General features: G+C 62.7%; 18 protein-coding genes and 1 pseudogene. 13 read left to right on the forward strand and 6 right to left on the reverse strand.

Going from position 1 to position 25,794, the window contains the following annotated elements; genetic code table 11:
- Positions 1-49 precede the first annotated feature (49 nt).
- The 6 genes from GN300_RS08960 (at position 50) to GN300_RS08985 (ending at position 12,797) form a co-directional block, all read left to right on the forward strand.
- Complete coding sequence (locus GN300_RS08960; RefSeq protein ID WP_063315495.1) at positions 50-1,093, forward strand: ParB/Srx family N-terminal domain-containing protein; 1,044 nt, start codon at positions 50-52, stop codon at positions 1,091-1,093.
- 182 nt (positions 1,094-1,275) lie between these two features.
- Complete coding sequence (locus GN300_RS08965; RefSeq protein ID WP_063315494.1) at positions 1,276-6,744, forward strand: glutamate synthase-related protein; 5,469 nt, start codon at positions 1,276-1,278, stop codon at positions 6,742-6,744.
- Positions 6,745-6,776: 32 nt separating this feature from the next.
- Complete coding sequence (locus GN300_RS08970) at positions 6,777-8,549, forward strand: sulfite reductase subunit alpha (RefSeq protein WP_063315493.1); 1,773 nt, start codon at positions 6,777-6,779, stop codon at positions 8,547-8,549.
- Positions 8,550-8,595: 46 nt separating this feature from the next.
- Positions 8,596-9,489 carry a hypothetical protein gene (locus tag GN300_RS08975; RefSeq protein ID WP_063316005.1) on the forward strand — a complete coding sequence of 298 codons (894 nt, stop codon included), beginning with the start codon at positions 8,596-8,598 and terminating at the stop codon, positions 9,487-9,489.
- Positions 9,490-9,618: 129 nt separating this feature from the next.
- The gene (locus GN300_RS08980; RefSeq protein ID WP_063315492.1) at positions 9,619-11,250 is read left to right on the forward strand and encodes an ABC transporter ATP-binding protein; all 1,632 of its coding nucleotides are present in this window, start codon (positions 9,619-9,621) and stop codon (positions 11,248-11,250) included.
- Positions 11,250-12,797, forward strand: a complete 1,548-nt coding sequence (locus GN300_RS08985) for an ABC transporter ATP-binding protein (protein ID WP_063315491.1) — start codon at positions 11,250-11,252, stop codon at positions 12,795-12,797. The genes GN300_RS08980 and GN300_RS08985 overlap by 1 nt, the downstream gene beginning before the upstream one ends.
- A gap of 11 nt (positions 12,798-12,808) precedes the next feature.
- On the opposite strand, the gene GN300_RS08990 is transcribed toward GN300_RS08985, so the two are convergent.
- Together GN300_RS08990 and GN300_RS08995 are read right to left on the reverse strand one after the other, a co-directional pair.
- The gene (locus GN300_RS08990; RefSeq protein WP_063316004.1) at positions 12,809-13,396 is read right to left on the reverse strand and encodes a sugar O-acetyltransferase; all 588 of its coding nucleotides are present in this window, start codon (positions 13,394-13,396) and stop codon (positions 12,809-12,811) included.
- 102 nt (positions 13,397-13,498) lie between these two features.
- Positions 13,499-14,655 (reverse strand): annotated as a pseudogene (locus GN300_RS08995) (acetyl-CoA C-acetyltransferase).
- Positions 14,656-15,310: 655 nt separating this feature from the next.
- Here GN300_RS08995 and GN300_RS09000 point away from each other — a divergent pair.
- A complete protein-coding gene (locus tag GN300_RS09000; protein ID WP_063315490.1) occupies positions 15,311-15,691 on the forward strand; it encodes a hypothetical protein in 381 nt (126 codons plus the stop codon).
- Positions 15,692-15,787: 96 nt separating this feature from the next.
- Here the strand turns inward: GN300_RS09000 and GN300_RS09005 are convergent, their stop codons facing one another.
- Genes GN300_RS09005 through GN300_RS09015 form a run of 3 tightly spaced genes read right to left on the reverse strand, consistent with a single transcriptional unit; the run spans position 15,788 to position 17,742 of the window.
- Entirely contained in the window at positions 15,788-16,873 is a 1,086-nt protein-coding gene (locus GN300_RS09005; RefSeq protein WP_063315489.1) for an ABC transporter substrate-binding protein, read from the reverse strand.
- A 54-nt stretch (positions 16,874-16,927) separates the two neighbouring features.
- Positions 16,928-17,221 carry a siderophore-interacting protein gene (locus GN300_RS09010; protein ID WP_233405601.1) on the reverse strand — a complete coding sequence of 98 codons (294 nt, stop codon included), beginning with the start codon at positions 17,219-17,221 and terminating at the stop codon, positions 16,928-16,930.
- A complete protein-coding gene (locus tag GN300_RS09015; RefSeq protein ID WP_233405602.1) occupies positions 17,161-17,742 on the reverse strand; it encodes a siderophore-interacting protein in 582 nt (193 codons plus the stop codon). The genes GN300_RS09010 and GN300_RS09015 overlap by 61 nt, the downstream gene beginning before the upstream one ends.
- Positions 17,743-17,914: 172 nt before the next feature.
- On the opposite strand from GN300_RS09015, the gene GN300_RS09020 reads away from it, so the two are divergent.
- The 3 genes from GN300_RS09020 (at position 17,915) to GN300_RS09030 (ending at position 21,380) form a co-directional block, all read left to right on the forward strand.
- Positions 17,915-19,498, forward strand: a complete 1,584-nt coding sequence (locus GN300_RS09020) for an AraC family transcriptional regulator (protein ID WP_063315488.1) — start codon at positions 17,915-17,917, stop codon at positions 19,496-19,498.
- 157 nt (positions 19,499-19,655) lie between these two features.
- Positions 19,656-20,771 (forward strand): agmatine/peptidylarginine deiminase, encoded by a 1,116-nt coding sequence (locus GN300_RS09025; protein WP_042451624.1) that lies wholly within the window; start codon positions 19,656-19,658, stop codon positions 20,769-20,771.
- Positions 20,772-20,807: 36 nt separating this feature from the next.
- The gene (locus GN300_RS09030) at positions 20,808-21,380 is read left to right on the forward strand and encodes a TetR/AcrR family transcriptional regulator (protein ID WP_063315487.1); all 573 of its coding nucleotides are present in this window, start codon (positions 20,808-20,810) and stop codon (positions 21,378-21,380) included.
- A 3-nt stretch (positions 21,381-21,383) separates the two neighbouring features.
- Here GN300_RS09030 and GN300_RS09035 read toward each other — a convergent pair whose 3' ends face one another.
- Positions 21,384-22,040 carry a TetR/AcrR family transcriptional regulator gene (locus GN300_RS09035; protein ID WP_063315486.1) on the reverse strand — a complete coding sequence of 219 codons (657 nt, stop codon included), beginning with the start codon at positions 22,038-22,040 and terminating at the stop codon, positions 21,384-21,386.
- 167 nt (positions 22,041-22,207) lie between these two features.
- On the opposite strand from GN300_RS09035, the gene GN300_RS09040 reads away from it, so the two are divergent.
- The 3 genes from GN300_RS09040 to GN300_RS09050 are packed head-to-tail and all read left to right on the forward strand — an operon-like array spanning position 22,208 to position 25,784.
- Positions 22,208-23,596 carry an NAD(P)/FAD-dependent oxidoreductase gene (locus GN300_RS09040; RefSeq protein WP_191908647.1) on the forward strand — a complete coding sequence of 463 codons (1,389 nt, stop codon included), beginning with the start codon at positions 22,208-22,210 and terminating at the stop codon, positions 23,594-23,596.
- Positions 23,593-24,747 (forward strand): serine hydrolase, encoded by a 1,155-nt coding sequence (locus GN300_RS09045; protein ID WP_063315484.1) that lies wholly within the window; start codon positions 23,593-23,595, stop codon positions 24,745-24,747. Before GN300_RS09040 ends, GN300_RS09045 begins: the two co-directional genes overlap by 4 nt.
- Entirely contained in the window at positions 24,744-25,784 is a 1,041-nt protein-coding gene (locus GN300_RS09050) for an NAD(P)-dependent alcohol dehydrogenase (RefSeq protein WP_030536186.1), read from the forward strand. The genes GN300_RS09045 and GN300_RS09050 overlap by 4 nt, the downstream gene beginning before the upstream one ends.
- Positions 25,785-25,794: the final 10 nt, after the last annotated feature.

Below are 25,794 nucleotides of genomic sequence, written 5' to 3' on the forward strand. Positions count from 1 at the left end.
TGACGCAAGCTTCTTCACGTGCGAACCCATCATCAGGAGAGATCCCCACATGCGTCGTTCCGCCATCTCGGCACTCACAACACTGGCACTGCTCGGCGCCGGAACATTGGTCAGCACTCCCGCTGTCGCCGCTCCCCTCGCGTGTGGCGGAATCTCCACCGGTTCGTTCTCAGGCTCCGCCGGCGGATCGGAGTACCTGTGCGCCAAGGAAGGTGATCTCCTGGACGTGCGCATCGGCGACGTTCACGCGACACAACCGTCACTCGGCTACGACGAGGTGTACTACAAGCTCGGGCGATACACGCTCGGAAAAGACACGATCAACAAGAAGTTCGACGACTGGTGTGAGGCGAACGGCCAGATCCAGGCCGCGACCGCTACTGCGGCGTCGACGCTGAAGGACCCGTCGTCCTTCACCTGCCAGATTCCAGTGGGTCAGGAAACCGTCGAGAGCATCGCGCCCATGAAGACCGTGGTCGTCGGACCCCGCGGCGATCTCTACCTGACCGACGGTCACCACACCCTCACGTCCTTCATCGAGACGGCCGACGGCGGTCCCGACCTTCACGTGAGACTGCGGGTTCTCGGCAACCTCAGCGGCTTGAGTGAAGGTGCCTTCTGGACCGAGATGGAGAAGAACAAGTGGGTCTGGTCGCGTGACGTCGACGGAAACCAGGTACCAGTCCAGGCTCTGCCGAAGAGCGTCGGCCTGGCCAACTTCGCCGACGACAAGTACCGCAGCTTGATGTACTTCTCCCGCGACATCGGATTCGCCGCAGGCACGATTCCGTTCCAGGAGTTCTACTGGGGCGCCTGGGTCCGCGACACCGCGCCCGTCGACCTCACCAACTGGAATCGCGATGATCTCTCCAGCTACCTGGGCACCGTGAAGTCGGTGACCAAAGCACAGACAGCGTTGACAGGCGATGCCGTCGTCGACAGCGGATTCACTGCCACCGATCTTGGCGTCCTGTCGGCCTGGAACGACGGCAAAGCCGAGTCCAAGGGCGAGTTCGCAAAGCTGTCCAAGCCGTACACAGACGACAAGCCGGGCAAGATCGCCTACGCACTTGCCTACAAAGCAACCCTCTGACCTGCTCAGATCCAAGTCACACCAAGCAGACTTGACTAAGGTAAGCCTCTACTCAGTAGTCTGAACCCATTCGGGTGCCGCTTCATCGAAGCAGCGACGCCCTGCCCTGACGGAATACATGCCGTCGTATCTGCCCGGTCGAACAATCTCCGGGCAACCAGGACAGGGAGAAGGTTGCTGCAGTGAGCACGTCCATCGTCGGTTTGTACGACCCCGCAGATGACAAGAGCAGTTGCGGGGTCGGGTTCATCACGCGCAAGGACGGCGTGCAGACCCACGATGTCCTGATCAAGGGCCGCGAAGCGCTCTGCTCGGTTCCGCACCGCGGCGGTATGTCCTCCGAGGGCGTCGGCGACGGCGGCGGCGTCTCGGTGGACCTCTCCCTCCGGTTCTTCCGCAAGGTAACCGGGCGCTCCGACCTTCGCGCCGGACGCTTCTGCGTCGGCAACTTCTTCCTTCCGGACGACGACGCCCAGCACGCTCGCGCTGCCGCCCTGGTCGAACGTGAACTTCTCGATCGCGGTTTCACCACTCTCGCAGTGCGCGACGTCCCGGTCGACAACTCGGCGATTCGGCCGGCCGCGATCGCGCATCAACTTCCGGTCAGGCAGTGGATTTTCGAGGTGCCCACTCCTCGCCCCGAGCCTGCGGTAGTCGATCGCCTCGTGCACGAAGCTCTGCTCGCCATCGAGGCAATCGCGTACAACACCCCTGCACTACGCGGGTTGTACCCACTCTCGCTCAGCGCGCGAACTCAGGTTCTCAAGGGTCGCTTGAACTCCGACGAAGTGATCCCGTACTTCCGCGACCTGGTCGACCCCGATCACGCCGTGCACACGATGTACTTCCATACGCGGTTCTCGACCAACACGGACCCGCATCCCACGATGGCGCAGCCGTTCCGGTTCATGGCTCACAACGGAGAACTGAACACGGACAAGAAGAATCGGCTCTCCGAAGCTGCTGTCGCCAGTGCAAAACGACGTGCGATCGTCCGTCCGCCCGGCCAGTCCGACAGTTGCCGACTCGATCAGACCCTGGAAGCACGCGTCATCGAGGACAGTGTCGACCTGGTGACGGCTGTGGTCTCGATGATGCCGCCGGCCTGGGAAAACGACACCACTCTCTCCCCCGCAGTGCGTGCGATGTTCGAGTACTTCTCGCTGTACGAGGAGAAGAACGACGGACCGGCAGCGCTGGTGTTCGGCGACGGCACCATCATCGGTGCGCGCCTGGATCGCCTCGGTCTGCGTCCACTACGCACGATCGAGACGCACGACTACGTGTGCGCATTCTCCGAAGCCGGACAGATCGCGTTCGCACCCGAGACGGTGATTCACCGTGGCCGCGTCGAGGCCGGCGGAATGTTGTACTTCGATCATCGCGATCGCCATACCTACACTGCCCGCGAAGCTCTGGAAAAGATTGCCGCTCAGCGCGACTACCAGTCGTTGCTGGAGCAATCGCGAATCCTGATCGAAGACATTCCCGCCGTGCCAGCGGAGAAAGTCAGCTCCCCGACCCGTTACAACGGCACCTTCGAGATACATCAGCGCTACATGGCGTACTCCCTGGATCAGGAAAGTTTCAAATTCCTGATGGATCCGATGCTCACGCACGGAGCCGAAAAGGTCTCCGCCATGGGTTACGGCAACGCCATCAACGCATTCAGCGACCGCGAAGGCGGCGTGGCTCGTTACTTTTCGCAGCGATTCGCCCAGGTCACCAACCCTCCCCTCGACAGCATCCGGGAAGCGGACGGTATGACTCTCAGGGTTGCATTGGGTGCGAAGATGTCCCCCGGACAGGGCAAGCAGATCGTCATCGCCTCGCCGATCCTCGGGCACCTGGACATGCTCAAGATCCGCGAACAGAACCACACTCCGCACCGCCGCTTCGAAATGCTCTACCCCGCCGAGGGTGACGCGCAGGCAATGGTCGACGCGATGACCGCGCTCGGCAACGCTGTTGTAGCCTTCGCGGCCGAACAGGGCGGAATCGCAGTCCTGACCGACCGCCACGTATCTCACGAGCGCGCAACACTTCCCGCGATCATGGTCGTCGGAGCATTGAACCAACGCCTCATCGACGCGGGCCTGCGATTGCGCGTCTCTCTCATCGTGGAGAGCGGCCAGATCGAGTCCTCACACCACGTTGCGGCCGCACTCGGTTTCGGCGCTTCCGCCGTCTACCCGCTGTCCGTTCAGTTGCGAGCCGAGGAGAAGTTCGCCGCTGACCCGGATGCCGCGTTCCGACGCTTCGCGAAGGCCGCCGAGAAGTCCCTGATGAAGACGATGGGACGCGTCGGTCTGTGCACCGTCGAAAGCTACATCGGCGGAGAATTTTTCGAACCCAACTTCCTCGATACGTCCGACCCTGTTCTGCGCCAGTGGTTCCCCAACATGAAGTCACCGGTGGGTGGCGTCGGTTTCGACACCGTCGCGGTGACCTCGAAGCAGTGGCACGAGCGTGCGAGCGCAGTCGGGGGCGAGAAGGATCTGCCACTGCTCGGCCTGTTCAAGGAGCGTGCAGACGGCGCAGGGCATTCGTTCGGTACCACCGCGGTCCGTAAGTACGTCGAACTCACCGAGGAGAAGATCGCGTTCGACAGTCCCTCCGGAACAGAACAATTCGAGGCTCTACGTCTACTGCCGCTCGGACGGCTCGACGACGCCTTCCGCCTCGACGCCGGGGCATACCGGGCGACGAGCTTCGACCGGTTGACCACCGAGCAGATCGACGACTTCGACATCACCGCCGGGTACCGGGACTTTTCCACTGTCATGGCTGCGGAACGATCGCGTCGTCCCGCCGCGTTGCGCGATGTCATCTCCGTGCCCGGTGATGTCACATTTGCGGTGACGACAGCCGAGTTCACCGACCAGATCAGCCGATTCTCGGTGCGCGGCAATAAGACGATCGTGATTCGTGGAATCCGGTGTGAATCTGCCGCGGACGGCCAGTACACACTTAGCCTGGACGGTCCACTGGCCGACGACACCGCTCGGGTGGTAGCACTCGGCGATGCTCTTTCCGTCGCCTTTGCCGACGACGTCACCATCGAGGCCACCGACCCGGATCTGGTGCTGAATGCAACCGGTATTGCGGCAGAGTTCCTTTCCAAGCTGAGGGTCGCACCGGCAGGTGTACCTCTCTCCGAGGTACAGAGTGCAAGCGACATCACACCGAAGTTGGCGTCGGGTGCCATGAGCCATGGCGCACTGAACGCTCCGGCGCACGAAGCCGTCGCGCACGGCACGAACATGGTCGGTGCGATGTCCAACAGCGGCGAAGGCGGCGAACACCTTTCGCGCTACAACACGATTCGTGCATCGCGCATCAAGCAGTTTGCATCCGGACGCTTCGGAATCTGGGCGGGCTACCTCGCCGATCCGATGCTCGAAGAGATCGAGATCAAACTCGGCCAAGGCGCAAAACCCGGTGAGGGCGGGCAGCTTCCGGCCGCCAAGGTCACCGTCGACATCGCTGCCGCCCGCGGCGGAACGCCCGGCGTCGAACTGGTTTCGCCGCCGCCTCACCACGACACGTACTCCATCGAGGACCTCGCTCAGCTCATCCACGACTGCAAGGCAGCTCGCATTCGGGTGATCGTGAAGTTGGTGTCCTCGGAAGGAATCGGCACCATCGCCGTCGGTGTCGCCAAGGCCGGCGCCGACGTCATCAACGTCGCCGGAAATACCGGTGGCACCGGCGCAGCTTCGGTGACCAGCCTCAAATACGCGGGTCGTGCGGCCGAGGTCGGTATCGCGGAGGTCCATCAAGCTCTGTGTGCCAACGGCCTTCGCCAGAAAGTCGTTCTGCGATGCTCGGGCGCGCATCAGACCGGCAGCGACATCATCACTTCCGCCCTACTCGGCGCAGACAGCTTCGAGTTCGGTACGTCGGCGCTGATGATGATGGGCTGCGTCATGGCCAAGAACTGCAACATCAAGTGCCCCGCCGGTCTGACCACCAACCCGGAACTGTTCGACGGCGATCCCCGCGCGATGGCGCAGTACCTTCTCAACATCGCTCACGAAACTCGGGAACTGCTCGCGAATCTGGGAATGCGGTCCCTTCAGGAAGCGCGGGGTCGAACGGATCTCCTGCATCTGCTCGATCACCCGTCTATTGTCGGCAATCTGAAGCTGGACGCGATGTTCGAGTCCGCCCCGGACATCACCATCGACAATCCTGTGTACCTCGAACGTGAGTACGCGCTCGACGAGAAGATCATGGACGAGGTTCGTACGGTGTTCTTCAACCGTGGCGAGGCCTCGGTCGCCGTGTCCGGACCTGAATTCGCCGAAGGTGCACTGCACCTGGGTAACCGGAACAAGAGCGTCGGTGGTCAGTTGGCGATCGACCTCGAACGCGAACTCAACTACGGAGCGGCCGGCCTTCTCGCTCCGGGAGTACTGACCGACGAGCGTGGGCGACGCTACCTGGCGCCGGGCAGCGTGCGCGTCCTGACGACCGGATCTGCGGGCCTGTCGTTCGGCGCATTCTGCAACGACGGCATGCACCTGGAACACACCGGGACATGTAACGACGGCGTAGGAAAGAGCATGAGCGGCGGCGTGATTGCCGTGCGCAGCCCAGGCGGCGGCTCCAGTGACGCCGGTGGAAACGTGTTGATCGGCAACTTCGCGCTCTTCGGCGCCACCGGTGGACGAGTGTTCGTCGAAGGTGAAGCAGGCGATCGCTTCGCAGTTCGCAACTCCGGCGCCAGTGCTGTCGTCGAAGGTGTCGGAGACTTCGCCGGCGAGTACATGACTAACGGTGCTGTCGTGAATCTCGGCGAGTTCGGCAAGGGTGTCGGCAACGGCATGAGTGGTGGCTTCTTCTACCAGTACGACCCTCGTGGCGAATTGGCACTGCGAGCAAGTACCGATTCCGTACTGCTGGGTTCGATCACCGCTGCGACCGACCGTCTTGCCGCCGTCCACAACCACGCAGTACAACTCCTGCTCGAACTGCATGTGGAGGCAACGGGATCCGCGCTCGGCACCCGACTGCTCGAGAACTGGGAAGTCGAACAGCACTCGTTCGTCTACGCGATGCCCAAGGCATTGATGCTTTACCAGGACAGCGATGCAATCCTGGCTGCGAAGTCGCACAAAGAGCTTCTCGAAGAATTGGCGTCCGCCATCGCAGCACGTCAGGTCCGCACGTTCAAACTCGCAGTGCGCGATGGGCGCCCCGCACTGAACGGAGCAGTCCCCGCCTATGGCGAGACCGATACCGCGACGATGTATGCGCTGCTCAGTGCGTACACCGTGCTTCACTTCGCGCAACAACTCGCCACCGCCCGCACGCCGGGTGCGTCCGGACCCGACGATCCAGCAGTGCAGAAAGCGGCCCGAAACCTGGTGCTGACCGAGGACTTCGCCCTCGTCCAGCACTTGGTCAAGTACTCGAAAGAGATTCTGGCCGACTACGACGACGAACAGTTGGCTGCGCTGATTGCAGCCAAGCGGGTCGACGACTACAAGCAGGCGCTGAGCCTACGCAACGTGTTGGCCATGGACAGCCCGGCGACGTACGGGTGGATTCTGTTTCAAGACAACAAGAATCGGGACAAGCTCGGATCACTGCCGAACTTCGACGAACTGTTCGCTTCGCGCACGATCCCCGACCTGGTGTCCTGACCTCCTCCCCGAAAGTAGGTGAGCTTCAAATCATGGAAATCCCGTACATCCCCGAATACGCACCGTTCACCGGCGACCAGCGCGCGTGGCTTTCCGGATTCCTGGCCGGTCTACACTCGCGAACTGTCATGTCCGGTCAAACCGGTACTGCAACAGCGACAGTGGAGAGAGCTGCCGGCGCAGCCGTGCACATCCTTTACGGAAGTCAGACCGGCAACGCGGAGTCCTTGGCTGAAGACGTAGCCGCAGCTGCTCGTGCCCACGGTCTCGAACCACTTGTCGCGAGTCTGGACACCGTGGATATCAATGCACTTTCCGCCATGCGCCGGGTGCTCGTCATCACCTCCACCTACGGCGAGGGCGAGATGCCCGACAACGCGCAGCTGTTCTGGGATGCAGTCGAATCCGAGAGTGCGCCCCGGCTGGAGGGTCTCTACTTCGGAGTACTCGCACTCGGTGACACCAGCTACGACGGGTACTGCCAGTCGGGAAAGAACATCGACGCCCGCTTCGAAGCGCTCGGCGGGACCCGGGTTGTCGACCGCACCGATTGCGACGTCGACTACGAGGATCCGGCGGCCGAGTGGATCGTTCGGGCCGTCGCTGCGGTGGCCGGTGTCGACGGTGATGCGGGGGCCGCTGCCTCGCCGGTTGCGCCCGCTCAGACGAAGACCAAGTCCCAGTGGACTCGCAAGAACCCCTATCCTGCAACCGTCCTCGCCAACCGGCTGTTGTCCGGCGAGGACTCAGCCAAGGAAGTCCGCCACTTCACCTTTGCGCTCGACGAGGACGGTCTGGACTACGAGGCCGGAGATGGATTGGGCATCCGCCCGATCAACGACCCCGCCCTCGTCGAGGCGATCATCCATCAGCTCGGTGTCAGCGGCGATTACGTGGTTACCGCGAAAGACGGCTCGTCCGCACCGTTGGACCAGGTGTTGACCAGCGACTACGAGATCTCCATTCCCTCGCGCGATTTGATCGAAGACATCGCCCGACGCAGCGGCGACGCCGAACTGCAGCATATTCTCGACACGGAAGATCGGGAAGCGCTCGATGCGTGGCTGTGGGGCAAGGACGTTCTCGATCTCCTCCAGTTGGACAACAGCATTCGCCTGAATCCCGAGGATCTGCTTACACTTCTTCGCCCGCTGCAACATCGGGTCTATTCGATCTCCTCCAGCCCGCTGGCCCACGACGGCACCGTCCATCTGACGGTAGCGAGTGTGCGCTACCGCTCGGGCGAGCGGGACCGCGGCGGCGTCTGCTCGACGTACCTGGCGGACCGCGTCGGCGAGGGAGATCGGGTCGGAGTTTTTGTCTCCAAGAACAATTCGTTCCGCCTACCTGCCGATGACACTACTCCCGTCGTGATGATCGGACCCGGCACCGGTATCGCACCCTTCCGCGCTTTCCTGCACGAGCGTCGCGCGCGCAACGCGTCGGGGCAGAATTGGCTCTTCTTCGGCGATCAGCATCAGTCGAGCGACTTCATCTACGAGGACGAGTTGAACGGGCTGACCCGTGACGGTGTCCTGACTCGCCTCGATCTGGCCTTCTCGCGCGATCAGTCCGAGAAGATCTACGTCCAGACTCGTATGCGCGAGCAGGGCCGAGACTTGTTCGACTGGCTCGAAAACGGTGCGCACGTGTACGTCTGCGGCGACGCCACTCGGATGGCAAAGGACGTCGACGACGCATTGCACGAGGTCGTCGCCGAGCACGGTGGGTTGGATGCGGACGCCGCCGAGGATTACGTCAACAACCTCAAACGATCGAAGCGGTACCTAAGGGATGTCTACTGAGATGTGCCCGCACCGTGGCGAATGTCGTTGCGCAGCTTTGGCACGCATGTCGGACCTGGACGCACTGCTTGCGCGTCCAGGGTTCCGCGGCGGACTGATCGACACCGCACCTGAGGTAGTCGGCAAAATGCTGCCACTCTTGGACGACGCCGTAGCAATCACCGTTGCAGGTCCGGTGGCTGTCAACGACTCGGGCAAGTACTCCGTTCCGACATTTCCCGGCGATCCGTTGGTCTGCGCGCCCGGGCTCGTCTCTCTACGTTTGAACGTTGCCTCCCTCGGCTCGGTGGTGACCACTGAAGCAGGGCAGCACCTACCGCCGACGCTCCGCATGTTCGACATCCACGGATCAAGTTCACACACCACGTATTTGACCCCGGCCTCGGATCGTCTCGCCTTCGAAGCGATGCGAACTGCGCCGAGCACTGCGAGGGAAACAAGCCCTCCCATCCAGACATCGAATACGCCCGCATTCTGGGCCGAAGCCGATCAGCTGACACAGCTCGACTTCATCCTCGCGGACGGCGGCAGCGAACGTCGTAGCGGCCTGGTCGCTCTGGGCGCCCTCGGTTACCGGCGAGTCGATCCTCACCTCATGGCTGCCGGGATGGAGCACCTGTCCTACCACCAACTGCCCGTCACGACCGTCGTCGCCGGGAACGGATGCCTGCAGATCCACCGTGGTGACCTCGACGCCGCAGCCATGTTCGGGGGGACGCTGACTTTGGCGTCCGACACCTGCCGGACGATGATCGACCTGAATGGTGTCTCGGAGTGCTGGCTGACCCTCACCCACGGCGTTCACGGCCTGACCACCTCGATCGAGATGTACGGCTTCCGCCGCAAATGCGTGGCAGTCTTCACCCAAACGGGTCCAACCGAACCCGCAGTCATGGGCGTGTGGGAGGACGTCATGAGTTCCATCTCGGCCGCATCCTGACACCGACAGATGCAGGGCGAGTGTAAGAAATCGGCGTACGGCGATAACCACATGGAGCCATCGACCCCTAACCTTAGGTCTCGGTCATTTGTCGTGCCTGCACCCTGACGCTGATTCAAGGAGTTATCCATGCCCCGCCCTCTCGTCGAACCGTCGCTGGTCCCGGCCTTGCGCCCGGCGCTGCCTGCATTGGCTGCCGGGGTCGTCGCGGCCGCAGCGTCGGGGGTCGCGATGCTCGGGGCGCTCTGGTGCGTCGTGCAACTCATCGGTGAACCGTCGATGAGCTGGGCCGGGTGGGCATGTGGGCTGTGGCTCACCGGGGTAACGCTCGCTGCCACGTCGTCGTGGCTCTCGCATCACGCCGAGTCACTCTTCGAGGCCAGGCTTCGACGCCAGCTCGCAGCCCACCTCGTTCGCCTACCGGCAAGCACGCTGTCCCGCTACAGCGGAGACGCACTGCGGAGGCTCGTTTCGGACGACATCTCGGCGCTGCACCATATGACTGCGCACCTACCGGCCGAGTTCGCCACACTCATCGTGGTCCCCGCGGTCACGATCGCGGCATTGGTTGCCTCAGCCGGCCCCGTGGCGCTTCTCGCTCTGGCTCCCGGCATCGTGGCAGCTCTGTTCTACCTGGTCGTGATCCCCCGAATGGCCGCTCGGCACAGCGCCGAAAGTGCAGATGTCATGGGCGACATCGTGACTGCCGTGGACGACTATGCCCGCGGCATCCGCGTCTGCCGGATCTACGGCGCGCAGACCGGCGCTGCCGCCGACTATGCAGAATCGACAGCACGGTTCACCCGGGGAATGCAGGAGCGCGTTCGACTCGTGGCTACCCCTGCGGCCGTCGCCGTTGCCCTCATGCAGGCGACGGCGACGTTCGCGATCGCCTATGCCGTCGGATTCCACTGGGATGCAACGACGTTGGCCGCCACCATTCTCTTCAGCCTCGCAATCGTGACACCGGCCCTGCGGCTCGGGCACGGCCTCGACTACGTCGCTGCTGGACGCTCTGCTGCGGGCCGGCTCGCCGCTGCCCTGGACGAACCCACCCTCCCTGCCGGTGAAGCGCCAACCGTTCCGGCCTCGAGTCCCTCCGATCGACTGGAGATCGTCAACCTGACTGTCACGATCGCGGACCGCAGAGTCGTCGACGACGTCACGCATGCATTCCGCCCAGCCACGATCACTGCGATCACGGGACCGAGTGGAGCAGGCAAGACGACGCTCCTGAAAGCATTGGCCGGCTTCGAGATCCCGGAACTGGGTACCGTCCGCCACGCAGGTCGTAGCATCACCGCGATCGACGAGAACCTGCGGCCACAGTCCGTTCTGCTCACACCCCAGGGCGCAGACGTGTTACCTGCCACGGTGCGCGAGAACATCGCGCTGGCCGCCCCCGATGCAACGGACGCGGAATACACCGCCGCCCTACGCCGGGCACAGATCGACGTCAGCCTCGACGCCCACGCCACTTCACTCTCCGGAGGAGAACGTCAGCGCGTCGGGCTTGCTCGGGTGTTCCTCTCGCCCGCAGCAGTACTGCTGCTCGACGAGCCGACCAGTGCACTCGACGATCGCACGGCCGCCGAACTGCTGAAGGAATTGCGACACCTCGCACATGACGAAGGAAAGACGATTGTGATCGTCACCCACGACCCCGCTCTTGCAGACGATGCCGACGATCGACTCGACCTCGGCGGTCGAAACGTGAACGACGCTGCCTCGCACAGTGCAGCCCTGACTGGAGCCGAATAATGAACAGCGCCAATGTAGCCCGACGACGCTTGATCACCATCGGACTCGGTTGGGTGTCCGTCGCTGTCCTCGAGGCGATCGCGTACACCACCCTCGCGCTCTCGATCGCTGATCACCGGTCGCCGGTTCTCGTCCTGGCCACGGCCACCATCGCTCTATTCGTGACCGTCCTGGTCTCGCGGGGCGGTTACTTCACCGGGGCTCGACTCGTCGGCGATCTCTACGACGCTCTCGGCGATGCCTTCGCCCGTGCGAAACTGTCCTGGTTCACCGACGACAACCGGGCACTGCTCGCCACCGTCGCCGGGCGCGGAATCCCGTCGCTGATGAGTGTTCCCGCGCACCAACTTCAGACCTTCCTGGTTGCACCGCTGATCCCGCTGCTCCTGCTTCCTGGGATCGCGGTCGTCGCGGGGCCAGGCGTCATGCTGCTCGTCGGTGGACTGCTCGCCGTGTCGCTCGTCGCTCAGACGCTGGCCCAACGTGCGCTCAGCCGAGCGGACGAGCGCCGACACGAAGCCGAGCTCGCAGCAACTCAGTCGACACTCGAGCTCACCGACCACCTCGAATTACTGCGCACAGCAGCCGGTCCCACACGTTCCGTCGAACGAATCGAGCGAAGCTGGCGGAATCAGGAAGCCGCGCTTGCACGGACAAATCTCGCCGCGGCACCAGCGACATTCATCTCGGCGATCGCCACCATTGTGCCGCTGGCAGGTGCAGTGATTTTCCTCGCCGCCACCGGATTCGACGATCCCGCAGCCGCTCTCGCGCTTGTCATCCTCACCGCCCGCGCCGCTGCGCCGCTCGACGAACTCGCCCTGGCCGGAATCGGAGTCAACGAGCTGCGCGCAACGGTTCGCGACTACCGCACAGCGACTTCGGCTCCCGCACTGGCCGAGCCCGCACCCTGGGACGCCGCGCGCCCTGTTGGAACGGACATCGAGGTCGCCGGGGTAGATCACGCTCCGGTTCTGCGTGGCATCACCGCGGAGATCCCCGCGGGTGAGCGAGTTCTCGTCGCAGGACGCTCGGGTACGGGGAAGAGCACACTTCTCGGGCTGCTCATGCGCTTCGACGATCCGGACCAAGGCAGCGTCACTCTGGGCGGAGTTTCACTGCGCGACTTGCCCTACGACGACCTGGCGGCACACATCGGCTACGTGCCGCAGGACCCACTCGTGTTCTCGGGCACCCTCGGGGAGAACATCGGACTTGGAAGACCGGGCGCTACCGAAACCGAGATCGAGGACGCCGCCAGGCGCGCTGCCCTCGGCGCTGTTCTCGACCGCTCGACGCTCGGTATTCATCAGGACATCGGACACCAGGGTGCCGCTCTCTCCGGCGGCGAACGTCAGCGGGTGGCGATCGCTCGCGCCTTCCTCAAAGACGCTCCCGTCCTGGTTCTCGACGAAGCCACCTCGGCCCTCGACGAGGCCACCGAGCGCCGTATCGCCGGCGCCGTGCGGGAATTGGCGGCCACCGTCTTCGTCGTCACCCACCGCGACCCCGCCATCTGGGAGCCCACCCGCACGATCACCCTCTGACATCGCATGCCCTAGTGCTCGCGTTGCAGTCCCTCAACTTCGGCAGGTGTCCGACGGATAACCCTTGCCGGCGATCCAGCAGCAACGACGTGATCAGGAATGTCATGCAAGACCACACTTCCCGCGCCGATCACGGCGTTGTGACCGATCGAAACTCCTGCACCGACAGTGACTGAGGCGCCGAGCCACGTGTTCTCACCGATGACGATCGGAGCAGCCCGCTCCCATCCCTCGCGACGCCGGCGATGATCATCGACAGGGTGCAACGCTGTCATCAGTTGGGCTCCAGGCCCGATCCTCACGTCAGCGCCGATTGTGATCAGCGCATCATCCATGAAGAACCCGTTCGCGTTGACGAATGCGTTTACTCCAAGCCGAATGTTGTATCCGTAGCTGCATTGGAACCGCGGCACCACCAAAGCTCCCTCACCTACCTCACCCAAAAGGCTGGCGAGAGCCCGCGAGCGGACAGCATCCTCGTCCGCCGAAGCCCCATTGAACGAGTCGAGTCGACGCCAACACTCCAGCCGCCGCTGCCTCAGCTCGTCATCATCGAGATACCACTCACCACGAGCAAGACGATCCGCCTGTTCTCCCACACTCGGATCGTCGCACACCGCGCCACGGCACCCCTGTTGGGCGCGTTGCACCCGACAAAGCGCTACAACAGAAGGTCTTCCATGCCGCCCAATTTCTCGAGCTCAGCTCAGCCGCTCGATGATGGTGACGTTCGCGGTCCCACCACCCTCACACATGGTTTGGAGTCCGTACCGTCCATCAATGCGGTCCAACTCGTGCAACATCGTGGCGAACAACTTGGTGCCAGTGGCCCCAAGGGGGTGGCCCAATGCGATTCCACCACCGTTGGGATTGACCCGGGAGGGATCTGCACCCGTCTCGATCAACCAGCTCAGAACTACCGAAGCGAATGCCTCGTTCATTTCTACGGTATCCATCTGGCCGATCGCCATGCCGGATTTCGCCAGTGCATACTTCGTCGCGGGTATCGGCGCCGAGAGCTGCAGCATCGGATCGTCGCCCCGCACGCTCATATGATGAATGCGCGCACGTGGCTTCAATCCATGAACCTCGAGCGCCTTCTCGGAGACGATCAGGGCCGCTGATGCGCCGTCACAGATCTGCGAAGCCACAGCAGCCGTCAGCAACGAGCCATCCCTCAATGCGGGCAGTGCAGCCATCTGCTCCATGGATGTCTCTCGTGGGCATTCGTCAACGACGCATTGGCCCAATGACACTGTCTCACGCTCGAATCGGCCGTCTATGATGGCAGCACGGGCACGCTGATGCGATTGCAGTGCCCACTCCTCCATGTCTTCACGGCTGATACCCCATTTCTTGGCAATCAGGTCGGCGCCGACGAACTGTGAGATTTCGGCCTCGCCGAATCGTGCTGCCCACCCCCGGGACTTGCTGAAGGGCGTGTCGAATCCGTACTCGTTGCCGGCACGCATTGCCGCCGAGATAGGAATCGAGGACATGTTCTGCACACCGCCGACAAGCACCACATCTTGGGTCCCGCTCATGACCGCTTGCGCTGCGAAGTGGACGGCTTGCTGTGAAGATCCGCATTGTCTGTCGACTGTCGTTCCTGGGATGTCCAACGGTAGGCCTGCTGAAAGCCAGGCGGTGCGGGCAATGTTGCCCGATTGCGGCCCGATAGCGTCGACACAACCGAAGATCACATCGTCGACGGCCATCGGGTCCAGTCGAGTGCGGTCGAGAATCGATGTGATCACGTGGGCCCCCCATGTCCGCTGGGTGCTCTCCTGCGAGCGAGCCGTGCCGTACCCACCGGAGTGCGGAGCGCATCGACGACATAAGCCTGAGGTGCAACCATACGAACTCCTTCGAAATCGAGCTTTGTCGGGCTTTCGATGTCGCACACACTCTAGCGATCAAGCATTTGTTTGGTAAATGAAACGTGATTTCGAGACCCGCAGCCACCACCACAGGATTGGTCTCCGCACTTCTATCCAACGAAATCCACTGCTGTCGCAATCATTCGACAGTTCGAGGCTCGACCCCCCAAACGCGACTTGGCTGCCCACGCCGCAGACCCCTCACGCCAGCGTGAAACGGCGAAAGATGCGAGAACAGCTGCGGGAGTGCATCTTCGATCGGAACGAGCGCATCATCCATATCCATTGCCTTCCCTGAGAAATCGTTCAGCCCGCCTTGCGAACAACACCAGCTTTGTCGAGCTACACCGCAAGCCGGCTGGCCGATGGCTGGAAAGTTAGTACTTTCGTTGGAGCCCAGCATGATTGGGCTATTCACTGCCCAATACAGGCTTCGTATACCGATACGCGTTGCAGGACAATGATTCTACAAACGGTCACGCACTCAGCGATTCACGAACCGCCGCTGGCTCGAAAACTGGATCCCCTTGCGGTAATTGCGCTCCGGGTAGAGCATGGGCACCACACCGTCTTCGATTACCGGAGGTTACCGTGACGAATCTCGTACGCCGATTATCTGCCTGCGTATCCATAGTGGCCGTTTCGGTTCTCGCGCCCGCAGCCGTTGCCTCCGCGGCGGTCACCGCTCCGTTCCAAATCAACCCGGCGCCGTTCGGGAACCCAAACGGCAGCTTCGACGCACCCCCTGTCCACTGTGTGGCGGTAGTCGGCGAACAACCTGGCACGGTGACGATCACCGGCGCCAAAGACGAGCGGTGGGGTTGCATGCTTTCGACGGAAGTGCGCTGGATGAACCTCTCGACAGGAGCCTCCGGCTCCGGTCGGCTTTCTGGCGACAACCAAGGAACCCCGGGAGAGGCAACCCTGCAGACTGGAGCCGGGCAAGTTGCCGTCGCCATATTGCCTGCCGCCGGACCTGTCACCCCGGGTTTCGCAACCTTCTTCGTCCCATAGGCAACCCTCAAACCCGGGACACCTGCTGTACGAACGACCCGTCGCCACACAATCGTGTGGCGACGGGTGAGTGCTTTCCGTTCTGCAGTTGCGTGCCTACAGCTTCGCGCTGATGAGCGGCACGATATGTTCAGACGCCCACATCGTTCCGATCGGGCCACCGCTCGTGATTGCCCACAGAACGTCGCCGCCGTCGGCGGTGCGAGGAGGCAGGGCGACCCAACGACCGGAGGACACCGCTCCCAGCGCTTGGAAGAGCTTCCCGCCGGTCAGCTTGTCGAAATCCTCCTCGCTGCCGGCGGCACTGCGGCCGATCAGCAGGAAGTCCGCATCGATGTTCTCGAGAAGTTCCTCGCCGACAGTGCTTTGGGTGACGAACTCCTGTGCACGCGGGTTCTCGGCAAAACCGAGCTCGCCCAAGAAAGTTGCCGGAGCCGAATCGGGCGCTGAAAGGTACTGCAGCCCATTGCCGGTTCCGTAGAAGATCGCCCAGGTTGCGGTCAGGCCAGTGAGTTCAGGGTTCTCCTGACGCACCTTCGCAAAATACCGATCATGGTCCGCCACGATCTTTTCGGCTGCCTTCGAGAGGTCGAGTGTTTCGCCGAGTACGCGGATCGATTCCTTCCACGGCACGAGCATCCGCGACTTCGTGTCGGGGCTCGTCACAACCGGTGCGATGGAGGACAAACGTTCGTAGTAATCGCCCATCGACAAACCACCCAGGCCGTCGGCCCAGCCGACGGCGACGATGAGGTCAGGTTCGCTCGCGGCGATCGCTTCGACGGGAAGTGTGCCGCCCATCGCGAACTCGAAGGTGTCGAGATCCTCTGCGCCGTAAGGCAGCAAGTACGACTGGGAAGCCGACTCCTTGACCATCGACGAGGAGAGAACGGGTTTGACGCCGAGCGCGAGGAGCATTTCCGTGTCGACGGCATTGGGGACGATTGCGGCAACCCGCTCCGGGCGCTTCTCGAGAATACTTGTACCATATGGCGATTCCAGGGTCAGCGGGTAAGTAGTCGTTCCTTCCGCAGCGGGAAGGGCGTTCCCCTCCGAACCGGGAGTGGACGACGTTTTCGAGTTTTCGGCCGAGGCCGAGCACCCGGACACAAGGAGCGCTGCGGCGAGCGCGGCCCCGATCAGTCCGATGATCCGTGATCGTCTGGTGCGCAGGACTGTCATTTCTGCCTTTCGGTGTTATCGAGCGCTTCGGTCTTACCGAGCGATGGAGCCGGGTCAGGAATCTGTGCGCACTGTGTCGCTGCGTTTCCAGTAGCCGGTGAAATCGATGTCGGTCTTCGCAATTCCTCGATCACGAATCAAATGACGCCGAAGCGAGCGAATCGTCGCCTGTTCGCCTGCAAGCCAAGCGAATACGCGTCCGTCAGGCCATTCGACTGCACTGACCGCGTCGAGCAACAAAGAAGTAGTGCCGGGCTCCGCCCCCTCGCGTGGCAACCACGTGACACTCACCCCGGGCAACTCGCGCACCGATTGAATGTGAGCCGAGTCCGCAATTTCGACGAACACATGCCCCCTGGCATCGGCAGGCAATTCCTCGAGCAGCGCGCGATCGCAGGTAGCGCCGTCTCGTCACCGACGACGAGCAGATACTCGCAATCTTCCGGGAGTCCCTGCGATACAGAGGGACCCGCGATGTGCATTCGGTCGCCCGGGCCGGCGTCGCGCGCCCAGGTGGTAGCAACTCCACCGCCGTGAACGACGAAATCGACGTCAAGTTCCCTTGTTCGCGGAACGTAACGGCGCACGGTGTACGCGCGGGCAAGTGGACGGCGTCCCGCTGCGAAAGTCACAGTGCCGTCGACTATCACCGGCAAGACCGGATCGGTTTCGCCAGGATAGGCGAACAACAATCGGAGGTCGTCGTCGAAGGCGGGCTCGGCGAAGCCGTCGGCGTTTGTGAAGGTGTCGAGCTGCGCTCCGGTGAGCGTCACTCTCCGCATGCCCGGCGTCACGTCTGTCACCCGACGTACCTCGAGTTCACGCAAGGTGACTGAGTACGCCGTTGTCGGACGGGTGTTTCGGGGCACGGAAAGACTCCTCGGAAGCGCACAGACGGGGGGTTCGACCCACGCTCGATCACGGCGGGAGGGCCATTGAATAAAGCTAGCCTGCCCTAATCGGTTACGGTTATCCGTGCGTGCCGACTTCTTACACTCATCGGTGGCTGCGTGAGAAAGCATCTGAATCGGGAGGGCATACGTGGGACCACGGTTCGTGTTCTCCGCGGGCGAAGTCCCCGAGATCCCCGCGTCCCGACTCTCCTCGATCGCGAATGTACGTGAGCCACTGCTCTTCTGGGTACACACCGGACACGCGGAACTACAGATCGGCGACCGCACCCGCAGCGTGACCGCTGGGGCGGCAACCTGGGTGCCCGCGGGAATCGCCTACAGCATCCGAGTCGACCCGGGAGCGGTCGCGTTTCCCATTCCGATGCCCGCTGCCGACCTGCCGCCCACGTTGAACCGGATCATCGATTTCGAGATCCCGGCAGCCTGGCAGGACTGGCTCGTCCACCAGTTCGCGCACAACTTGGGATTTCTGCGCGGTGGGGCGACTGTGGGGGCCGGACTACTCGAGCTTGTCGCGGGGGCCCATTCCAACGACGCCGACGCTTCGGTGTCGTACGCCCCACCGAATTTGCCACGCTCGGCCGAGACCCTCGAGATCGCTCGCACGCTTCTACGGACGCCAGCCGACGACACGGAGCTTTCCCAGTTCGCCCGGCAACTCAAGATCGGCGTCCGCACCCTGCAGCGCCGATTCACGGAGGAGACGGGGTTGCCTTTCGCGCGTTGGCGCACCTCGGCCCGGATCGCGGCAGCAATCGCATACCTGAACTCCGGCCGCGAAATCGGATGGACGGGTGGGCAGGTCGGATTCGCGACGCCCGCGGGATTCACCCGTGCCTTCCGTGAACACACCGGTGTGACACCCAGTGACTACACACGTGCAAACCAAGGCTCAGCGCCGATCCATGAGAACGAGACCTTGGCACAGAGCGTCGCACTCTTGTCCAAGGAAGGCGCCCACTCAGGCTCGGCGCCGATACCGCCGACGATTCCCGCAAGCGGAACGTGGGCCAGGGTCAACAACTTTCACGTCGTCGTCTGGATCTACCGAGGCTCCGCCCGGGTCACTTTCGGCGACCGAACCTGGAATCTGAGGCGGGGCGACGCGATGTGGCTTCCCGCGGGAGTACGCAACAGCGTCGAGATCGCGGAGGGTTCGCTTCTACTTCCGCTCGGATCCCAGCCTGGCGACTCTCCCGTCACTGCACCGCCGCCACGAGTGCTGCACTTCGCGCGCGAAGCGGAGGCGTATCTGTTGCACACGGTCGTTGCGAATTACACCCTTCTGCGCCCCGAGATCCATGACCCAGCGAGGATCTCGAGGCTGATCCGAAACAGCGCGGCGACGCGGACACCCGGCGGCCGAACCGATCCTGTCGAAACGATCCTTACCGCACTCCGCGCGGACCCCACCGATTCGCGCACGCTGCCGGAGTGGAGCGCTCGACTCGGCGTCGACGAGGGCCTGCTCCACAAACGCTTCGTAGCGGCCACCGGCCAGAGCTTCCCGCGCTGGCGCGGTCAGTTGCGGATGACCCTCGCCCGCGCTTATCTCGAGGAGGGCTTCTCGGCCGGAGAGACCGCCCGTCGACTCGGCTACGCGCACGCGTCCGGATTCACCAAGGTCTTCATCGGTGCCCACGGCATGTCGCCCCGGGACTACCAGCGCCGCGGATGGCGGGGAACGGTCGAAGGACTCATCGACTCGTGACCTTCCGACGGATGAGTCCTTCGATCCGTCGTGTCGCCCGCCGAAACGGTCTCGAACTGGCACTACTTCCTTGACTAAATTTTCAGTCAAGGTTTACGCTCCATGCAAGCAGGACGCGGACCGGGCGCGCACGCACACAGCACAAGGAGTCACCGCAATGCAAAGACGTCGGTTTATTCAGGCAGGCGCCGCTGCGCTCAGTGGCCTCTTTTTGGCAGGTTGCGGCGATTCCGACTCAGCCTCGCGCGGGAGCGATGGCAGCAACGATCTTCGCGAGTGGGTGATGCCGGAAGAGGGGGATCCGCACAAGCGCACCTGGATGGCGTTCGGTGCCAGCGAAGCGATCTGGGGAGCAGCCCTCCTGCCCGAGGTCCAGCGCAACCTCGCGACGATCGCGCAGACCATCGCGCAGTTCGAGCCCGTCTCGATGCTTGTTCGTTCCGAGGAACTGGACTTGGCTCGCTCCCTCGTCGGCCCATCGGTCGAACTGATCGCCGCGCCTCTCGACGACCTCTGGATGCGCGATACCGGCCCCGTATTCGTGAAAGGCAACGGGACCAAAGCGGGTATCGATTTCAACTTCAACGGTTGGGGCGAGAAGCAGGATTTTGATCAGGACGGCCAGGTCGCAGCTTTCGTTGCCGCCCGCGCGGGAGTCGAATCATTGCCTACCGACCTGATCCTCGAAGGCGGCGGCATCGAGGTCGACGGCGAAGGCACAGCCATCATCACCGAAAGCTGTGTACTCAACAACAACCGCAACCCGGGATGGTCGAAGTCGGACGTCGAAGCCGAACTCGGCCCCCTGCTCGGTCTCGACAAGATCATCTGGCTACCGGGAATCGCCGGCAAGGACATCACGGACGGCCACACGGACTTCTACGCCCGTTTCGCACGCCCAGGTGTCGTGGTCGCAGGCCTCGACACAGACCCGGAGTCGTTCGACCACGACGTGACCGCACGTCACCTCGAGATTCTCCAGAACGCGACCGACGCACAGGGACGGAAGCTGGAAGTGGTGGTCCTCGAGGCGCCGGTCGCAATCAGGCCCGACTTCGAATCGGACGATTTCGCAGCCGGATATATCAACTTCTACGTATGCAATGGGGCGGTCATCGCACCCGAGTTCGGTGACCCCGAGGCCGACCAGGCCGCCAGAAGTGAATTGGAGCGCCTCTTCCCCGACCGCCGTGTCGTGCAGATCAACATCGACGCCATCGCCGCGGGTGGTGGCGGCATTCACTGCACCACCCAGCAGGAACCCGCGGACTAGAAACCTGTCCCGACCACCCTCGTAGAATTCGGACTCGTGTCGAACCGCCAAACGCAAATCTTGGAAGCAGCAGTCCGCGTCATTGCCCAACACGGCGTACGCGGGCTGAGGGTGGAGACGCTCGCTGCCGAGGCCGGAGTGTCGACGGCACTCATCTACTACCACTTCCAGAACCGTGCAGGTGTGCTGCGCCGGGCCCTCGATCACATCAACGATCGCGCCGCGCTGTACACCGAAAGCGCCTTCACGGAGACAGACCCTCGTGCGCAGCTCGAGCAGATGCTCCAGCTGGAGTTTCAGAATGCCCCGAAGATTCGAGAGAACAGCATCGCCTGGGGTGAACTCCGAGCAAGCGCAGTCTTCGCCGACGAACTGCGCGAACCGCTACGCACCACGACGCAAGAGTGGGCAGACGACGTCGAATCTTTGATCCGCCAAGCGCAGGACGCCGGACTCGCTGACCCGAAGGCAAGCCCGGCCGACGCCGCCGAGCGACTCACCGCCCTGGTCGAGGGTTTGAGTGAGCGCTGGCTGAGCGGCTCGATCCCCATCGAACGAGCCAGAGAACTGCTCACCGGCGCGATCAGTGTGGAGATCGATCCGAGCTAGCCTCTACCGCTCGCCGACGCCCTTCGATTCCGGAGACAGAGCCGGGAACCAGATGTCGGTCAGAACCTCGGCCGCCTGCATCCGAGTCACGTCGATCGTCCCCTGCACGGCCCAGCGTGTGAAGAATCGCTCCAACTGACTCACGAGCAGTTCGACGCGCAACCTCGCCTCGTCGTGCTGTTCCTCCGGCCAACGGCCCAGGTACTTGGGCATGGCATTCGGTAGTTCGGTCATACCGTCTCTCGCTGTCTCGCGGAACTCCGGTTCGAGTGCCACGGCCTCGTCCCACGCCGGCAGCAGGCGCTTGTTCTCGTCGAACCAGTCGAAGGCACGCTCCAGCCACGCAGTGAACTCCACGCGAGAGTTCGTGTCGAGGACCCGATCGAGATCGATGTAGAAAGCGAACGCACTCGCCGCCATCCCGGCCGCGCCGATCGTCTTGAGCATCTCCACTTTGCTGGCGAAATGCACGTAGAACGTGGCTCTACTGCATCCGACGACCGAGGCGATGTCATCGACCGTCACGGCCGCGTATCCCCGTTCCTCGAACAGAGTGCGTGCGGCGTCCACGAGTTTGGCCCGCGTCGCTCGTTTCTGCTCGTCGCGAAGGGTTCCCCGCCTGTTCCTCGGGCCGTCCGTAGTCGTGCTCACGTCGCCCACCTTGCTCGCATTTCAACCTCCTGGCAAATCACCAACTCGCCGTCACCAAAAAACATTGCGTCATTCATTGACACAACGTCAGCGAATGGCGCACTATGACTCAAGTCACTTCTCGGGCTTCGATTCTTCTTCTCGCACGCCCGAGACAGAACAGAAAGCGATGGCGAATGAGCCCCTCCCCCTTGCCGAGCGTGTGCATCATCGGCGCCGGGCCTACCGGAATCACGACGGCCAAGCGAATGAAGGAATTCGGAATACCCTTCGACTGCTACGAAGCGTCCGACGAGGTCGGCGGAAACTGGTACTACAAGAATCCCAACGGGATGTCGGCCTGCTACCAGAGCCTGCACATCGACACGTCGAAGTGGCGCTTGGCATTCGAGGACTTCCCGGTCTCCGCTGACCTTCCCGACTTCCCGCACCACTCCGAACTCTTCCAGTACTTCAAGGACTACGTCGAGCACTTCGGACTGCGTGAGTCGATCATCTTCAATACCAGTGTTGTTGCGGCAGAACGTGATGCAGACGGACTGTGGACCATCACGCGCTCGGACGGCGAAGTTCGCACCTACGACGTCCTGATGGTCTGCAACGGACATCATTGGGATCCCAACATCCCGGACTACCCCGGTGAGTTCGACGGGGTCCTCATGCACAGCCACAGCTACAACGACCCGTTCGACCCGGTCGACATGCGCGGCAAGAAGGTAGTCGTGGTCGGAATGGGCAACTCCGGCTTGGATATTGCCTCCGAACTGGGCCAGAGATACCTCGCCGACAAGCTCATCGTGTCGGCTCGCCGTGGAGTCTGGGTACTGCCGAAATATCTGGGCGGAGTGCCCGGCGACAAACTGATCACCCCGCCCTGGATGCCGCGTGGTCTACGACTGTTCCTGAGTCGTCGATTCCTCGGCAAGAATCTGGGAACGATGGAAGGCTACGGTCTGCCGAAGCCGGACCACCGCCCCTTCGAGGCCCACCCGTCGGCCAGCGGCGAGTTCCTCGGACGCGCCGGGTCAGGCGACATAACCTTCAAGCCTGCCATCACCAAACTCGACGGAAAGCAGGTTCATTTCGCGGACGGCACCGCCGAGGACGTCGACGTGGTCATCTGCGCCACCGGCTACAACATCAGCTTCCCCTTCTTCAGTGATCCGAATCTGCTGCCGGACAAAGACAACCGATTCCCACTGTTCAAACGAATGATGAAGCCCGGAATCGACAACCTCTTCTTCATGGGACTCGCGCAGCCCATGCCGACGCTCGTCAACTTCGCCGAGCAGCAGAGCAAGCTCGTCGCGGCCTACCTCACCGGTAAATACCAACTGCCGTCTGCGAACGACATGCAGGAGATCACCAAAGCCGACGAGGCGTACTTCCTCGCCCCCTATTACAAGTCACCACGCCACACGATTCAGCTCGAGTTCGATCCCTACGTCCGCAACATGAACAAGGAAATCGCCAAGGGCACCAAGCGTGCTGCGGCCTCCGGGAACAAGCTACCTGTTGCCGCGCGTGCAGCAGCACACGAACTCGAGAAGGCGGATCGCGCATGAGTCTGGTGAACGGTCACTGCGACAACGAGTTCGACGCCGTCCGAGCGGCTTTCGAGACTCAACTCGAATCCGGTGAAGAACTCGGCGGCTCCGTTGCCATCACCGTCGACGGAGAATCCGTGGTCGATCTCTGGGGCGGGTACGCCGACGAATCCCGTACCACTCCATGGGGCAGCGACACCATCGTCAACACGTTCTCCATCACCAAGACCATGACGGCCCTGTGTGCGCTCCTGCTGGTCGAACGCGGCCAATTGGACGTGTGCCAGAAAGTTGCTCACTACTGGCCCGAATTTGCGGCAAACGGTAAGGAAGACATCGAAGTTCGCCACCTCCTGTCGCATACGTCTGGTGTCTCCGGTTGGGAGCGCCCGATCGAACTGACGGACATCTACGACCTCGAGGCGTCCACCGCTCGCCTCGCTGCCCAGAAGCCTTGGTGGACCCCGGGTACGGCGTCGGGCTATCACGCGATCAACTACGGCCATCTCGTCGGTGAGGTCATTCGTCGCATCGACGGGCGAACTCTCGGCAGGTTCTTTGCCGAAGAGCTTTCCGGTCCACTGGGAGCCGACTTCCATATCGGCACGTCCGCAGAGCATTTCGGTCGAATCGCCACCATGGTTCCGCCGCCCGCGTTGGAGTTCGACCTGTCCACGCTCGACCAGGACAGCATCTTCATCAAGACCCTGACCTGCCCACTGCTCGACTACCCCGAGGTCAATACCGCACCCTGGCGGGAAGCCGAGATCGGCGCAGTCAACGGCCACGGCAACGCACGTTCTATCGCTCGGGTCCAATCCCTGATCTCGAACGGTGGTGTGCTCGACGGCCGGAAGCTGCTCTCGCAGAGCACCATCGACCTGATCTTCGAGATCCAAGCCGACGGTATCGATCTCGGGATCATGACACCACTCAAGTTCGGCATCGGCTACGGACTGCCACATCCGGTTACCGCGCCACTGATTCCCGACGGACGCACCTGCTGGTGGGCAGGTATCGGCGGCTCGATGCTGGTCAACGATCTGGACCGACGGATGACCTTCGCCTACGTCATGAACAAGATGGCACCGGGTCTGATCGGATCCGACCGCAGCAACGCGTACCTGAGCGCCGCATACAACTCCGAGGTCAGCGAGGTCAGCTCATGAAGGCAGCCCAGCTCATGGGGCCCGGGCTCCTGGAAATCAACGACGTGCCGGTCCCGGAGATCGGCCCGTCGGAACTACTGATTCGGGTGGGCGCAGCGGGAATCTGCCACTCCGATCTCCATCTCCTGCACTTTCCGTACAAGATGCGCGAAGAACCGCTGACAATCGGCCACGAAATTGCCGGAACGATCGAAGCCGTCGGGAGTGGCGTCGACGGCCGTTCCGTCGGAGAGCGTGGCGTCGTCTACCTCTGTTGGTCATGTGGACAGTGCCGAGAATGCATGAGCGGCAACGAGAATATGTGCCTCGCCGCTGGACGCACCGCGATGCCGCCCTGCCCCGGACTCGGCCCTGAGGGCGGGATGGCCGAGTACGTCAAGATCCCGGCTCGCTCATTCGTACCCATCGGAGACCTCGACTTCCTGCAGGCCGCACCTCTCGCCGATGCGGCACTGACGAGCTACCACGCCATTCGCGGTGCCCGCGAACATCTCCAGCCCGGTGCCACCGCCGTCGTGATCGGCGTCGGCGGACTCGGTCACGTTGCAGTACAGATACTTCGCGCGATCAGTGCCGTGCGCATCATCGCCGTCGATGTCGGACAGGATCAACTCGATCTCGCCAAACGTTGCGGCGCCGACATCACGCTCGAATCGGGACCGGACACCGCGCAGCACATCCTCGACCTCACATCGGCCAGAGGCGCAGAAGTCATCTTCGACTTCGTCGGTATCGACGCAACTGCACAGATGTCTGTTCAAGCGGTTGCGCCGAACGGCGCGTATCGCATGGTAGGTCTCGGAGGCGGAAACCCCGGAATCACTGCCGAAGCTGCCGGCGGACCAGGCTGGCCATGGGGCGCATCGATCCGGAAGTCCTACGGCGGCACCAGAAACGACCTCGTCGATTCCATCGCCCTGGCACAGGCCGGTCTGGTAACGGTAGAAGTAGCCCGCTTCGACCTCGCTGATGCCCGCGACGCACTCGACCGTCTCGAACACGGCAAGGTCACCGGACGCGCAGTGCTCGTACCCTAATCTTCGAAAG

Origin of the sequence: Rhodococcus sp. Ni2, from assembly GCF_021352185.1 — a bacterium.
Lineage (GTDB): Bacteria > Actinomycetota > Actinomycetes > Mycobacteriales > Mycobacteriaceae > Rhodococcus_F > Rhodococcus_F qingshengii.